A 14,678-nucleotide genomic window follows, 5' to 3' on the forward strand; every position below is an offset into this window, starting at 1 on the left:
CGCCGCCCGCCCGGCCGGACTCGCCGCCCGCCCGGCGCCGTCGCCGTCCGGCGGCCCGTCCGTCCCGGACGCCGCGCCCCCGTCCGGGACCGGCGCCGCACCCCCGCCCGTCCCGGGCGCCGCCCGTTCCAGGAAGCGCAGCAGCTCGACCGGGATGGGCAGCACGAGCGTGGAGTTCTTCTCCGCGGCCACCGCCATCACGGTCTGGAGCAGCCGCAGTTGCAGCGCCGAGGGCGCGTCGGCCATCTGCGCGGCCGCCTCGGCCAGCTTGCGGGACGCCTGGAGCTCGGCGTCCGCGTTGATCAGCCGGGCCCGCCGCTCGCGGTCGGCCTCGGCCTGCCGGGCCATCGACCGCTTCATGGTCTCCGGCAGGGACACGTCCTTGATCTCGACGCGGTCGATGTGCACGCCCCAGCCGACGGCCGGGCTGTCGATCATCAGCTCCAGCCCCTGGTTGAGCTTCTCCCGGTCCGACAGCAGGTCGTCCAGGTCGCTCTTGCCGATGATCGAGCGCAGCGAGGTCTGGGCCATCTGCGAGACGGCGAAGCGGTAGTCCTCGACCTGGACGACCGCCTCGGCGGGGTCGACGACCCTGAAGTAGACGACCGCGTCGACCCGCACGGTCACGTTGTCCCGGGTGATGCCCTCCTGCGCGGGCACCGGCATGGTCACGATCTGCATGCTGACCTTGCGCAGCCGGTCGGCGCCCGGGGCGATCATCGTGAAGCCCGGGCCGCGGACCCTCGACTGGAGCCGTCCGAACCGGAGGACCACGCCGCGCTCGTACTGCTTGACCACGCGGGGCGCCATCAGCGCGTAGGCGGCGGCGCAGCACAGGACGACCACCAGGGCCGCTATGAGCCCATCCACCATCACGGTCACCTGCCGTCCCGTATCGATGCTTTTGGCGGGAAATACTCGCACTGGTAGTGCTCTGTCCACGATAGTCCTGCCACAAGGGGCCGCGGAACGCGTGAAGCGGCCCCCGCCCGGTGGGGCGGGGGCCGCCTCGCGAGAGCCGCCTCGCGGGGTGCGCGGCACGGTGTGCGGGCCCGCACGCGCTGCGCGGGAGCCGGTGGGCCCCGCGGCGCCGGTCAGGCGGAGAACGTCAGTAGACGTTCACGCCGTACGCGCCGAGCGCCTCGGTGACCGGCTGGAAGAAGGTGGTGCCGCCCGAGGAGCAGTTGCCGCTGCCGCCCGAGGTGAGCCCGTAGGCGGTGGTGGAGAAGTACAGCGGGCCGCCGCTGTCTCCCGGCTCGGCGCAGACGTTGGTCTGGATCAGGCCGGAGACGATGTCGCCGCCGCCGTAGTTGACCGTGGCGTTCAGGCCGGTGACGGTGCCGCTGTGGGTGCCGGTGGTGGAGCCGCGCCGGAAGACCGTCTGACCCACGGAGGGGGTGGCGGCGCTGGTGATGTCCTGGCTGCCGACGGTGCCCGGGTGGCTGACGGAGCTGTTGGTGTAGCGCACGATCCCGTAGTCGTTGCCCGGGAAGCTGGAGCCGGCCGTCGTGCCGAGGACCGTGGAGTGCGCGGAGTCGGCCCACCAGGTGCCGGCGCCGTCGGTGCAGTGGCCGGCGGTCAGGAAGTAGTACGTGCCGCCGCTGGTGCGGACGTTGAAGCCGAGCGAGCACCGCCAGCTACTCGCGTAGATCGCGTCGCCGCCGGAGATCAGCTTGTTGAACGTGCCCGGGGTGCGCTGGATCTCGATGGCGCCGGCGTTCGATCCGGCGGTCTTCTTGATCGCGGATATCTCGCTCGCGGAGACGGTGCTGTCCGCGGTGACGACGAGGGTGTTGGTCGCCTTGTCGACGTACCACGCGGTGCCCGCGACGTCGGCCTTGCGGACGGCGTCACCGGCCGCGGCGGCCGCGGCGGCGGTGTGGGCGCCCGCCTGGCCGGCGCCGGCGTAGGCGGTGGGGGCGGCGATCGCCGTGGCGGCCACCAGAGCGGACGCCGCGGCGGTCAGCCCGGCGCGTCTGGTGAAGCGTCTGCTGCGGGGGAGTCTGGCTGTTCTGCTCAACTCTTCCTCCGACGGAATCGGGGGCCCGCGTGGGTGTGCGGGCCCGGGCGGCGCCGCAGGGGCGCGGCGGAGCCCAGCGGGGGGCAATTTGGTCGTGCCCCTGACAAGCGCTTCCGGAAGTATTCGCGCCCTCAACCACCTGAGGCAAGAGGGCATTTCGTATACTTCCCCGCGCACGCCGGAGCGCCCCGACGGCTGTTCGCCGCCGGGGCTTCGCAACCCGTCCCATCGGACACCGCTTCGACGCGCCGGTCGGCCATCGGGTTCCGCTCCGCCGCCGCGGCCCCGGACACCCGTCCTGACCTGGGCGGCGGCCCGCGCCAGGGCCGCCGGGCGGGGGCTTTCAGGCCGCGGGCGGCCGCAAGGCCAGGTGGTCGCGCAGCGTCGTACCCCGGTAGGCGGTGCGGAAGGTGCCGCGCTCCTGCAGCAGCGGTACGACCCGGTCCACGAACTCGTCCAGTCCACCAGGAGTCAAGTGCGGTATGAGGATGAAGCCGTCCGCCGCACGCGCGGCGACGAAGGCGGCCATCTCCTCGGCGACCGCCTCCGGCGTTCCGATGAAGGACTGCCGCCCGGTCGCCTCGATCACCGTCTGCCGCAGCGACAGGCCCTTGGCCCGCGCCAGTTCCCGCCACCGGTCGGCGACGGCGCGCTGGTCGGCGTGCCGCACCCGGCCCTGGGCGAGGCCGGAGTGCGGCCGCGGGTCGAAGTCCGGCAGCGGCCCGTCGGGGTCGTACGCGGACAGGTCCACCCCCCACACCTGCTCCGCCAGCAGGATCGCGGTCTGCGGGGAGACCTGGAGGCGGCGGATCTCGGCGGCCCGCTCCTGGGCCTCGGCCGCGGTGTCGCCGACCACGAAGGACACCCCGGGCATGATCTTCAGGTCCCCGGGCTCGCGCCCGTAGTGCGCGAGGCGGCCCTTGACGTCGGCGTAGAAGGCCCGGCCGGCCTCCAGCGTGCCGTGCCGGGTGAAGATCACGTCGGCGGTGGAGGCGGCGAACTCCCGGCCGTCGCCGGAGTCGCCCGCCTGGATGACCACCGGGTGCCCCTGCGGGCTGCGCGGCACGCCGAACACCCCGGCGATGTCGAAGTGCCGGCCGGCGTGCGCGAACGGGCGCGGGGGGCCGCCGGGTGTCCAGGAGTCCCACAGCTCGCGCGCGACGGCGACGAACTCGGCGGCCCGGGTGTACCGGTCGGATCGGTCCAGGTAGCCGCCGCGGCGGAAGTTCTCGCCGGTGAAGGCGTCCGAGGAGGTGACCACGTTCCACGCGGCCCGGCCGCCGCTGAGGTGGTCGAGGGTGGCCAGACGCCGGGCCAGTTCGTACGGCTCGTTGAAGGTCGTGTTGACGGTGGCGGCCAGGCCCAGCCGGTCGGTGACGGCGGCCAGCGCGTTCAGCACGGTGAGCGACTCGGGCCTGCCGACCACGTCGAGGTCGTGGATACGGTCCTTGTGCTCGCGCAGCCGCAGCCCCTCGGCGAGGAAGAAGAAGTCGAACAGGCCGCGCTCGGCGGTGCGCGCGAGGTGTTCGAAGGAGGAGAAGTCGATCTGGCTGCCGAGGGAGGGGCGGCGCGCGGCGCCTCCACCGGGGGCTGTCGCCGGGACCTGCCAGACCGTGGTGTTGTTGACGCCCGGGAAGTGGGCGGCGAGGTGGATCTCCCGCGCGGGCGCGGTGCTCATCGGACGGCCCCCCTGGCGGGCGCGTACCGGTTGGCCGGGCGCGGCAGGCCCAGGTGCTCGCGGAGGGTCGCCCCGGGGTAGAAGGTGCGGAACAGGCCGCGGTGCTGGAGCAGCGCGACCGTGCCGTTGACGAAGCGCTCCAGGTCGCCGCGGGGGCTGACCGGCGTGACGTGGAAGCCGTCGACGGCGCCCGCGCCGTGCCAGCCGGTGATCAGCTCGGCGAGGTCGACCGGGCCGCCGCGGTAGACCGGCAGGCCCGCCCGGTTCACCGGCAGCGGGCCGTCGGCCCCGGCCGGGCCGGCCGCGTACTCGCCGGCGCACAGGTCGGCCGCGAGGGAGGCGAGCACGACGAGCGCGCCCTCGTCGCGGCCGTGGCCGAGCGCCCGGCGGCGCAGGTCGTCGGCGGCCGCGCGGGCCGCGCCCGGCCGCGCGGCCCGTACGTACGCCACGTCGGCGTACCGGGCCGCGGTGTCGCGGGCGGCCGGGTCGGTGGCGTCGACCGCGACGACCGGGTGGCCCTGCGGCGGGCGCGGCACGATGGACGGCCCGCGCACGCTGAAGCGCCGTCCCTCGAAGTCGACGTGGTGCAGCTTGTCGCGATCGACGAAGCGACCGGTCGGCACGTCGCGGATCTCGGCGTCGTCCTCCCAGCTGTCCCACAGCCGGGAGGCGACGTCCGCGACCTCCCCCGCCTCCTCCCACAGCTCCTCGGGCGGCGCGGCGGCGCGGCGGCCGACCAGCCGCGCCTCCGCCTCCGTCGCCGACACCGCGACCGTCCAGCCCGCGCGGCCGCGGCTCACCCAGTCCAGGGTGGCCACGGCGCACGAGACGTGGAACGGCTCGGTGTGGGTGGTGGTGACGACCGGCACCAGGCCGATCCGCTCGGTGGCGGGCGCGACGCGCGCGAGTACGGCGAGCGCGTCGGGCCTGCCGGTCCCCTCCCCCGGGGGGCCGAGCGAGTCGTCCAGGGTGACGAAGTCGAGCGTGCCGGTCTCGGCGAGGCGGGCCAGCTCGACGTAGTACGCCGCCTCGTAGCTCCCGGTGCCGTCGACGGCGACGGCCAGGTGGAGCGGTGTGGTGGGACTGGCCATGGTCAGGGGCCTTCCTGTGGGGGTGGGGGCCGGGGCTACTGCTTGGGCAGCCCGGGCGGGTTGATCTCCGACTTCGGCACCGCCTCGCTGGACAGGCCCCACCGCTTGAGGACCTTGGCGTACGAGCCGTCCTGGATGATGTGGTCGAGTGCCGCCGCGTAGGCGTCGACCAGGCCGCTGCCCTTCCTGGTGATCGCGGCGATCTTGCCCTGCACCTGCTCGCCGCCGCCGGAGAACGTGCCGACGATCTCGGTCTGGCCGGCGGTGGCGACGTGGTAGGCGGCGCTGGGGTTCGGGCCGAAGTAGGCGTCGAGGCGCCCGGACTGGAGCGCGAGGTAGTAGTCGGGCTGCCGCTTGAAGTACTTGATGTCCACGGGCTCGCGGCCGGCCTTCTTGTTCTCCTCGCTCCAGCCGACCAGGATCTTCTCCTGGTTGGTGCCGCTGTCGACGCCGATGGTCTTCCCCGCGACGTCCGCGGCCCCCTTCACCTTCCAGTTCGAGCCCTTCTTGGCCTCCAGGGCGAGGTCGTCCAGGCGGTAGGTGGCGAAGTCGTACTTCTCCTTGCGCTCCTCGGTCACCGTGACGTTGTTGAAGACGCCGTCGAACTTTCCGCTGTCCAGGCCGACGAACAGGTTCTCCCAGGACACCTGCTGCAGGTCCGGCTTCAGGCCGAGGGTGTCCGCGACGAGCACGGCGATGTCGACCTCGACGCCGATGCGGGTCTTGTCGTCGGTGGCGGTGAAGGCCAGCGGCGGCGCGGACTCGGCGCTGCCGCCCAGCCGCAGCGTGCCGCGCTTGCGGACGGCCTCCGGCAGCTTCGCGGCGGCCGCCTCGAACTCGGTCCCGCGGATGCGGTGCTGGTCGGGGCCGATGTTGATGCCGTCGCCCGCCTGGCCCTTGGGCTTGACGGTGTCCTCGGTGTCGCCGTTGCCGCAGGCGCCGAGCAGGGCTGCGGCGATCAGGGCGGCGACGGAGGCGGACAGGGCACGGGTTCTCACGAGGTGGCTCCTTGGTGGTACGGGTGCTGACGTGCGGTCCGCGGCCGGCGCGGCGGACGGTCCGGCGGACAGGGCTGGGGGGTGGCGGTACGGGGGTGCGGGCACGGCGGTCACAGGACCTTCGACAGGAACGTCCGGGTGCGCTCGTGGCGCGGGTTGTCCAGGACCTCGCCGGGCGGGCCCTGCTCGACGATGCGGCCGCCGTCCATGAACACGACCGTGTCGGCGACCTCGCGCGCGAAGCCGACCTCGTGGGTGACGACGATCATCGTGGTGCCCTGGTGGGCGAGCGCCTTGATGACGTCCAGCACCTCGCCGACCAGCTCGGGGTCGAGCGCGGAGGTCGGCTCGTCGAACAGCAGCAGCTTCGGCTCCAGCGCGAGGGCGCGGGCGATGGCCACCCGCTGCTGCTGGCCGCCGGAGAGCTGCTTGGGGTAGGCGGCCGTCTTGTCGGCGAGCCCGACGCGGGCCAGCAGCCGCTCGGCCGTCTCCACCGCCGCCTTGCGCGGGCGGCGCAGCGCGGAGACGGGCGCCTCCACGACGTTCTCCAGCACGGTCAGGTGCGGGAAGAGGTTGAAGTTCTGGAAGACGAAGCCGATCTTGGTGCGCTGCCTGAGGATCTCGCGCTCGCGCAGCTCGTACAGCTTGTCGCCGGAGCGGCGGTAGCCCACCAGCGAGCCGTCGACGCTGATCCAGCCGCTGTCGACCTTCTCCAGGTGGTTGATGGAGCGCAGCAGCGTGGACTTGCCGGAGCCGGAGGGGCCGAGCACGACGGCGACCTCGCCGGCGCGGACGGTGAGGTCCACGCCCCGCAGCACCTCCAGCGAGCCGTAGCTCTTGCGGACGGCGCGGACGGCGACCATGGGGGCGGCGGGGGCGGTCACCGGGTGGCCCCGCGGGCGAAGTGGCGCTCGACGTAGTACTGGGCGATCGACAGCACCGTGGTGAGCAGGATGTACCAGGCGGTGGCCACCATCAGCAGCGGCACGACCCGGCCGTTGCGCCCGTAGATCACCTGCACCTGGTAGAACAGCTCGCCGATCGCCATGACGGACACGATCGAGGTGCCCTTGAACAGGGAGATCACCTCGTTGGCGGCGTTGGGCAGGATGGAGCGCATCGCCTGCGGCAGCACGATGCGGCGCAGCTGCCGCAGGCGCGGGATGCCGAGCGCCGCCGCGGCCTCCAGCTGGCCGCTGTCGACGGCCAGCACGCCGCCGCGCACGATCTCGGCGGCGTACGCGGCCTGGTGCAGGGCCAGGCCCAGGACCGCGGCGCTCATGGCGCCGACCAGGCCCATGGTGTCGAAGTGGTAGAAGCCGGGGCCGAAGGGGATGCCGAAGTCCAGCCGCTTGTACAGGTACGACAGGTTGAACCAGAACAGCAGCTGCACGATCAGCGGTATGGACCGGAACGCCCAGATGTAGGCGAAGGCCACCGACTTCAGAAACGGGCTGGCCGACATGCGCATGAAGGCCAGCACGATGCCCAGGGCGAAGCCCAGGGCGGTGCCGTAGAAGGTGAGCTGGAGGGTGATCCACACCGCCTTCAGGATCGTCTCGGCGGTGAAGAAGTCGGCGAAGACGTCCCACTCCCAGCCCGGGTTGGTGACCAGGCCGTGCACGAACTGGGCGACGAGCACCGCGGTGACGACGACGGCGGCCCAGCGCCACGGGTGCCGTACGGGCACCACGGTGAGCGTCGAGTAGTCCTCGGGCTCGGTGGTCTTGGCCGTCTGGTCGACGGGTGGATCTGCGGTCAGAGACATCGGACGTCCTTCGTCTTCCGCTGGGACGGGTGGTGCGGGGGGTGGCGGAGCTCCGGGGCGCGGTGGGCGCGGCCGTCGGGCGCTGAGCGGGTACGAGCCGCAGTGCGCTGAGCGGGTGCGGGCCGACAGGCGCTGGGCGGGTACGGGCCGTCTGGCGCTGGGCGGGGCTGCGTGCCGTCAGGCGCTGAGCGGGGTGCGACAGGACAGGTCGCGCAGGAAGGACAGCAGGGCGCGCGCGGTCGCGTCGTTCTGCCGGAAGGCGGGCGCGTTGGTGCGCGGCCGGGCGAACGCGCCGGCGGCCCGGGCGTCGGTGTGCGGGCCGATGGCGAAGCGGCGCGGGTGCGGACGGCCGGTGCGGTCCAGCAGCCGCGAGTCCGCCGGGTCGACGGCGACCAGCCCGGCCGGGGTGGCCAGCGCGCCGCCGCCGTCGGACGGGTCGTCGTACAGGGCGCGCAGCAGCGGGTCGCGGGTGCGGTCGACGGTCGGCTCGGGCAGCCGGGCCTCGACCAGAGCGCGGGCCTCGACCGCGTGCCCGGGCACGCTCGCGCCGCTGCCCTGGAACACCCCGCGCGCCGGGTCGGCGGTCACCGCCATGTCGGCGCCGAGGAAGCGCACCAGGCCGGCGCGGGACAGGGCGAGCAGCTGGCGCAGCCGGGGGCCGGGCGGGCCGGAGGCCAGGTAGCTGAAGAAGCCGTGCCACCAGCCGCCGATGTCGCCGAGCCGGAACAGCTGCCCGTACACCGACAGCAGGGCCAGGAAGACGGCCAGGTCCGGGTCGTGGGCGGGGTCGTGGCGGCGCGCCAGGTCGGCCTCGATGTACCGGCGCAGGCCGTCCTGGAGGGCGTCGGAGGTGGGGAAGCGCAGGCCGGCCAGCGGCCGGTCGAGCGCGTCCAGGTCGAGCCGGTCGGCCGGGTCGGGCACGGCGGCGGACACCAGGGCGGCCAGCTCCGCGCTGCCGGGCGCGGCCGCGGCGTACTTCTCCTCGAACGCCTGCCACTCCCCTGTGGTGCGGCCCGGGTGGGCGGTGAACAGCCGGTGGTAGTGGGCGAAGCCCAGCTCCTTGGCCACCAGCGGCCACACGTCGCGCTGGAAGTCGTAGCCGCCGGGCCGGCCCAGCAGCTCGTCGACCTCGGCGGGGCCGAAGAAGCGCGGCACGGGCGGCGGCTGGCCCTGCCAGCCGTAGCCGATCTTCGAGTGGTACGGCACGCCGCGCCGCGAACCGACGTGCAGCACCGGCTCACGGCCTGAGGGGCGGTAGACCAGCGTGCCGCCTGGGCCCTCCTCGTACCGGCCGCCGCGCCCCTCCGTCAGCAGCACCATCAGGTCCACGAAGGCCAGGCCGAAGCCGCGCACCAGCACGGGCTCGCCGGGGCGCAGCCGGTCCAGGTCGCTGTCGGCGGTGAACTCGGGGGGCAGGTGCACCAGTCCGTGCTCGGCGGCGAAGCGGGCCAGCCGCCGCTGCTCCTCGTCGGGCTCGGCGTCGAGGTGGCCGAGGGCGAGGACGACGAGGTCGGCGGCGAGCGGTTCGGCGCGCCCCTCCAGCCAGACCAGTTGCCGCCCGTCGCGCGGGCCGGTGATCCGCAGCGCGCGGCGGCGGTGCTCGTGCACGGTGATGCCGGGCGGCAGGGCGGCCACCGACTGCTCGTACACCCAGCCGAGGTAGGCGCTCTGCAGCCGTCTGCTGGGGAAGGACTGGCCGTCCAGGCCGGCCGCCTCGGCGGCCAGCTCGGCCGGGAGCCGGGCCGCGATCCGTCCGCCGCGCAGGTCCCGCGCCCACTCGGCCAGCGACGGGCCGGGACGTATCGGGCCCTCCCGCTCGACGGTCTCGTCGGTGAACATGGTGACGTCCTCGGCCATGGAGTTCATCCACAGCAGCGGGGACTGCTCGTGCCGCCAGACCCGGCCGCCGCCCGGCGGGTAGGGGTCGACCAGGTGCAGGTCGAGGGCGGCGCCGGCGGCCGACGCGCCGTATATCTCGGGCGCGTTGGCGGCGATGCGTTCCACGAGGCCGGTGCCGCGCGGGCCCGCGCCGACGATCACGACGGCGGGCGGTGTGGAGGGACGGGCGGGGGAACGGGCGGGCGAGGGCCGGGAAGGCGCGGGCATGTGAGGGCTCCGTGAGTGCCGGAAGTGGACACCGAACTGCCTTCACACGGACCGCGCCCCTCAGCACGGCCGTCCGTCGAGGCTACGGGGTCCCGGCGCACCGCTGTCAAGAGCGTCCGGCATGCGGACGTCGCGTCTCACCAGGTGTTGACGTAGAAGCGGACGCCTGCTCCACTTGGCGCATGAGCCCTCGGCAGCGACTGGTTACGCGCGATCACATTGACTTCGGTCGAGTGTGGTCGGCGTCCTGTTCCCGTACGGCTGCCCGGAGAGGCTGACCTTCTCGCGCCGCGGCCGTACGGGCCCGTACGAGCCGCATGTGAGCCGCGCCGGGCGCGGGTGACCGCTCCGCTTCCCGACCCCGGACCGGCAGCGGCCAGGCCGCGGGCAGCGTGCACCGCCGCCCGCTCCGCCCGTCCTCGGAACACCGCCCGTTCTCGGATCACCGGGGGTCTCCCCCCGGTTTCCCGCCAGCCGCCCCAGGGCCCCAGGCCCGACCAGGCGCTTCGCGTCAGCCAGCACCTTCCGTTCCATCCACTTTTTTCGCTTTTGTTACATCTGTTCGGCCTTCACATCGCGGCAGTGCCGCCCCCTCCCCTCGCTCAGCCCGTCAACAGTCACAGCCACAGTCACAGCAGCAGTCGGAGCAGTCACAGCAATCGCAGCAGTCACCACAGTCGCATTTGTGTATGCAGCCCTCGCGGTTCCTGCCGGTCCACGGGTCCTCGTACCGCTCCCGGCAGCACACCTGGCAGGTGCAGCACAGCCCCGTCCACACCAGGCACCCGGCGAGCAACCCCCGCCTGCGGCGCGGCGGCTCGGGGGGTGGCGAGCCGTCAGGTCCGAACGGGTAGGTGATCCACGGCGACTGCGGCGGCGGCGCGCCGCCGTGGGACAGGACAGGGCCCGGACCGGGGTGGCCCGCGGCGCCGTGCCCGTGGGGCCCGTGCGGACCCGGCCCGTACGGACCGGGCCGGCCGTGCCCGCCGTACGGCCCGGGCTGACCGTACGGCCCGGGCTGACCGTACGAGCCGTGCTGCCCGGCGGGGCCGGTGTGCCCGCAGGCCCCGCCGAACGTCCGGTCCACCGCGCGCTTCAGCTCGTGCGCCAGCAGGACGTGCGCCAGCGCCCCGTCCGTGAACGCGACGTCCCGCAGCGCCAGGCGCACTCCGCGCACCGCGTCGTCGCACAGCCGCCGCACCTCGGCCAGGGAGGTCCCGGTGGCGGTGATCGGGTTCCAGGCACCTGACGCCGCGTCGGCCGCCAGGTCCTCCACCGCGTCCAGCAGGTGGGCCAGCCGCCCGAACAGGCGGCCCGCCTCCTCCAGCGGCTCCCGGTTCCCGGGCCGCCCGGCCAGCACGGCGGTGTGCCCGAAGGCCGCGGCCGTGGCCGTCTCGGTGGGCTCGGTCACCGCCGTCAGCGGCGTGCCCGCGACGGCCGTCTGCTCCAGGCCCGCCTGCCGGTCCACCGCGTCGAGCAGCACGGCGGTGTCGAAGCCCACCCCGGCGCCCGTGAACGCCCCGGCCCGGTCCCAGCGCGCGGCGACGCGGCGGGCCGCCGCGGCCACCGGGCGCCGCGCCAACACTCCGTCGCCGTCCGCGACATGGTCGCGCACCTTCGCCGACGCCAGCGTCAGCGAGACGGCCGCCGCGAGCCGCGCGCCCGGGCCGCGGGCGACCGACGCGGTGCGCATGCCGCGCAGCGGGCAGGGGCCTGCCGTGCGCCGCAGGTCGGCCGCTGCCGTCACGGCCGGAGCCTGCGCCTCCACAAGCACCGATATGACCAGGCCGTCATAGTTGGTGACGACCCGTGCGAACTGCCCGTGGTCCGCGCGCAGCGCGAGGCACAGCCCGCAGAGGTGGGCCAGCCACGAGCCGCGCAGGCCCTCCGGCAGCCGGTGCCGGCAGGGCCGAATGATGCCGAACAAACAAACTCCCCGTTCACCCGTCCGCCTCCGGCGTCACCCGTCCGGGTACGGCACGGCCGTCGACCCGTCAGGCACCCCGCAGAGCCGGAACTCTGATCGATCGCCATGCGTTTGTGCACCAGAACCGTCACGAAATCGCCTGTGGGGCCGCTATCCACTTGGCACACCATCCGTCTCATGGACGACCATAGAGGAACCGGCTTTGGTTGAAAGGAGGCGTCCATGGGATCGGTGCGCAAGGCGAGTGCGTGGCTCGGCCTCGTCGACGACAGCGATGACGAGCGCTACTACGACGACGAGTACGCCGGGGGGCCCGAGTCCGGCGCCTCCTGGGTGACCGACGCGCGCGTACGGGTGGCCGAGCAGCCCGAGCCGGAGCCGTCCGGGCGGATCGCCACGGTCACCCCCGACGGGTTCCGCGACGCCCGCCGCATCGGCGAGCTGTTCCGCGAGGGCGTGCCGGTGATCGTGAACCTCACCGCCATGGACCCGGCGGACGCCAAGCGGGTGGTGGACTTCGCCGCGGGGCTGACCTTCGGCCTGCGCGGGTCCATCGAACGGGTGGCGAACCGCGTCTTCCTGCTGACGCCCGAGGATTATCAGATCCTCACCGCGGACAGCGGGCGCTCGGCGGGAGGGTTCTACAACCAGAGCTGACCGGGTCGGTCCCCGGGCGGCCGGTGCGCCGGGGGCCTTCGGACGACGTAAGGACGCCGGTGACGTCAGGCTGACGTCACCGGCGTCCGCACGTCGGCACCCGCCCGCCGCACGTCGGCACCCGTCCGCCAGGCGTCCGCGCCCGCTCGCCGCCGGGCGAGGGGCCCGCGCGGGTCCAGGCGGGCCGCGGCGGCCCGCTGCGGCCGCCGGGTCAGCGGGCGGAGTCGGCGGTGACCTTCTCGCGGCCCGCGGGCGCCTCGGCCCGGTCCTCGCCGGGGGCGGCGCCGCACTCCATGGCGCGCGGCAGGCGCAGCGCGGCCAGCCCGCCGAGCAGCAGCAGGCCCGCGCTGACCGTCAGCGTGACGTGCAGGCCGTGCACGAAGGCGTGCCGGGCGGCGGCGCGCAGCGCCTGCCCGGAACGGCCGCCGAGCCGGTCCGCGACCTCGTAGGCCACGCCCAGCGACTGGCCCGCCTCGGTCGCGACGCCGCCCGGTACGCCCGGGGCCGCGGTCACGCGCGGGGTGTACGCAGCGTTCATGACGCTGCCCAGCAGGGCTATGCCGATCCCGGCGCCCAGTTGGTAGGAGGTCTCCCCGATGGCGGCCGCGCCGCCCGCGGCCTGCGGTGGCACCTCGTTGAGCATGGACTCGTACGCGCCGAACAGCGTGGTCTCCAGGCCGAAGCCGAGCAGCACGAAGCCGGACACGAGGACCGCGGGCCGGTCGGTCTCCCCCATGCCGGTGAGCACCAGGACGGCGGCGGCGGTGAGCGTGAAGCCGGAGGCGACCATCACGCGCGGGCCGAGCCGGTGCAGCAGCCGTGAGCCCGCGAGCCCGGCGCCCATCGCCGCGAAGGTCAGCGGCAGCAGTCGCAGGCCCGTCTCCAGCGGCGTGAGGCCGAGGACGAGCTGAAGGTACTGGGCGGCTATCAGCTCCAGGCCGACGAGCGCGAGCAGGGCGAGCACGATGCAGCCGACCGAGACGCCGAAGGCCGGCCGGGCGAACAGCCGCAGGTCCACCAGCGGGCACGGCAGGCTCCGCTGGCGGCGTACGAAGAAGCCGAGCAGCACCGCGCCCAGCAGGGCCGGGCCGAGCGTGCCGGGAGTCAGCAGCTCCGCGCCGCCGCCCGCCCGCTTCACGCCGAGGACGAGGCCGAACAGGCCGAAGGCCGCCATCAGCGCGCCCAGCACGTCCCAGGGCCCGCCGCGGTCTCCGGTGGACTCCGGCAGCAGCCAGCGCCCGACGGGCAGGGCGACCGCCATCAACGGGATGTTGATCAGGAAGACCGAGCCCCACCAGTAGTGTTCGAGCAGGAAGCCGCCGAGCAGCGGGCCCACCGCGGCGCCCACGGCGGCGACCGCGCTCCAGATGCCGATGGCGCGGGCGCGCTCGCGCCGGTCGGGGAAGACCTGCCGGAGGATCGACAGCGTCGCGGGCATGATCATCGCTCCGCCCACGCCCAGCAGGGCGCGGGCGGCGATGAGCACCTGCGGGGTGGTGGCGGAGGCGGCGAGCGCCGAGGCCGCGCCGAACAGGGCGTAGCCGAGCAGCAGGACCCGCCGCCGGCCCACCCGGTCGCCCAGGGTGCCGAAGAGGATCAGCAGCGAGGCGCACACCAGCGGATAGGCGTCCACGATCCACAGCAGCTCGATGGCGCCCGGCCGCAGGTCCTCCGAGACGGCCGGTACGGCGACGTGCAGCACGGTGGCGTCGAGGGCGACCAGCAGCAGGCTGACGCACAGGACGAAGAGCACCACCCAGCGGTTGGCGCCGCCCGCGGCGCCGAGGGCCGGCGCGTGCCGCCCCCGGGGCCGCCGGTGCCGCGGATACCGTCGATGCCGGGGAACGCCCGCTGCCCGCCGGGTGGCGGGCGTGGTCGTCCCGGACATGTACGCACCTCCCATGTCATGCGCTCGCGGGCCGCCGGGGCGGGACGCCGCGCCGTCGGGGCGTCCGGCCGCGCAAGGCGGCGAAGGCGAGTGATGAGACGCCAGGGTACGCGAGTCGACGCGTGCGTCGAGTGCCCGGTGGCCCCGGACGGGACGCGCGGCGGGGTGGCCGCCGAGGACGGCGGCGACGGCCGAAGGAGGCGCCGGTTCCGCCGTGTTCCCGGCCGGGCGGGCCCGCGGGAGCGGTGCCCGGGAGCCGCCGGCGGGCCCCGCCGGGCCGCCTCACCCGGCCCCGGCGGCCCCGTGGCCGGGCCGGCGGCCGACCGGCCGGCACGGCCGCCGGGGCCCGGGCCGGCCGGGCCTCCGGGGTGGTTATCCACAGGCCGCCCGCGGCCCTGGCGGGGTGCCGGATAATCGTGGCCGTGACCGATCTCACCCCGCCCGGCGCCGTGTCGCAGATGACGGGCGCCGTGCCGTCCCCGCCGTCCGCGCGTGCGGACTCGGCCTCCGTGCGCGCGGACCCGGGCTCCGTGCGCACGGAGCCC

General features: G+C 74.6%; 11 protein-coding genes. 1 reads left to right on the forward strand and 10 read right to left on the reverse strand.

What is annotated here, in order from left to right; translation table 11 throughout:
* The 9 genes from RKE29_RS20140 to RKE29_RS20180 form a co-directional block, all read right to left on the reverse strand.
* Positions 1-873 (reverse strand): slipin family protein (locus tag RKE29_RS20140; protein ID WP_312006868.1); only part of this gene is annotated, 873 nt, incomplete at its 3' end.
* Between the two features lie 235 nt (positions 874-1,108).
* Complete coding sequence (locus tag RKE29_RS20145) at positions 1,109-2,020, reverse strand: S1 family peptidase (RefSeq protein ID WP_312006869.1); 912 nt, start codon at positions 2,018-2,020, stop codon at positions 1,109-1,111.
* A gap of 343 nt (positions 2,021-2,363) precedes the next feature.
* Positions 2,364-3,698 carry an NtaA/DmoA family FMN-dependent monooxygenase gene (locus RKE29_RS20150; protein WP_312006870.1) on the reverse strand — a complete coding sequence of 445 codons (1,335 nt, stop codon included), beginning with the start codon at positions 3,696-3,698 and terminating at the stop codon, positions 2,364-2,366.
* Entirely contained in the window at positions 3,695-4,789 is a 1,095-nt protein-coding gene (locus RKE29_RS20155; RefSeq protein WP_312006871.1) for an LLM class flavin-dependent oxidoreductase, read from the reverse strand. Before RKE29_RS20155 ends, RKE29_RS20150 begins: the two co-directional genes overlap by 4 nt.
* A 35-nt stretch (positions 4,790-4,824) precedes the next feature.
* The gene (locus RKE29_RS20160; protein WP_312006872.1) at positions 4,825-5,787 is read right to left on the reverse strand and encodes an ABC transporter substrate-binding protein; all 963 of its coding nucleotides are present in this window, start codon (positions 5,785-5,787) and stop codon (positions 4,825-4,827) included.
* A 110-nt stretch (positions 5,788-5,897) separates the two neighbouring features.
* Complete coding sequence (locus RKE29_RS20165) at positions 5,898-6,650, reverse strand: amino acid ABC transporter ATP-binding protein (protein WP_312006879.1); 753 nt, start codon at positions 6,648-6,650, stop codon at positions 5,898-5,900.
* 17 nt (positions 6,651-6,667) lie between these two features.
* Positions 6,668-7,555, reverse strand: coding sequence for an amino acid ABC transporter permease (locus RKE29_RS20170; RefSeq protein WP_312006874.1), 888 nt, complete (start codon positions 7,553-7,555; stop codon positions 6,668-6,670).
* 177 nt (positions 7,556-7,732) lie between these two features.
* On the reverse strand, positions 7,733-9,661 hold the full coding sequence (locus RKE29_RS20175) for an FAD/NAD(P)-binding protein (RefSeq protein ID WP_312006875.1): 1,929 nt from the start codon (positions 9,659-9,661) through the stop codon (positions 7,733-7,735).
* Between the two features lie 610 nt (positions 9,662-10,271).
* Positions 10,272-11,588 carry a DUF5685 family protein gene (locus RKE29_RS20180; RefSeq protein ID WP_312006876.1) on the reverse strand — a complete coding sequence of 439 codons (1,317 nt, stop codon included), beginning with the start codon at positions 11,586-11,588 and terminating at the stop codon, positions 10,272-10,274.
* A gap of 222 nt (positions 11,589-11,810) precedes the next feature.
* On the opposite strand from RKE29_RS20180, the gene RKE29_RS20185 reads away from it, so the two are divergent.
* Positions 11,811-12,245 (forward strand): cell division protein SepF, encoded by a 435-nt coding sequence (locus RKE29_RS20185; RefSeq protein ID WP_312006877.1) that lies wholly within the window; start codon positions 11,811-11,813, stop codon positions 12,243-12,245.
* 211 nt (positions 12,246-12,456) lie between these two features.
* On the opposite strand, the gene RKE29_RS20190 is transcribed toward RKE29_RS20185, so the two are convergent.
* The gene (locus RKE29_RS20190) at positions 12,457-14,133 is read right to left on the reverse strand and encodes an MFS transporter (protein ID WP_312006878.1); all 1,677 of its coding nucleotides are present in this window, start codon (positions 14,131-14,133) and stop codon (positions 12,457-12,459) included.
* Positions 14,134-14,678 lie beyond the last annotated feature (545 nt).

The organism is Streptomyces sp. B1866 (genome assembly GCF_031932565.1).
In the GTDB taxonomy this organism is placed as follows: Bacteria; Actinomycetota; Actinomycetes; order Streptomycetales; family Streptomycetaceae; genus Streptomyces.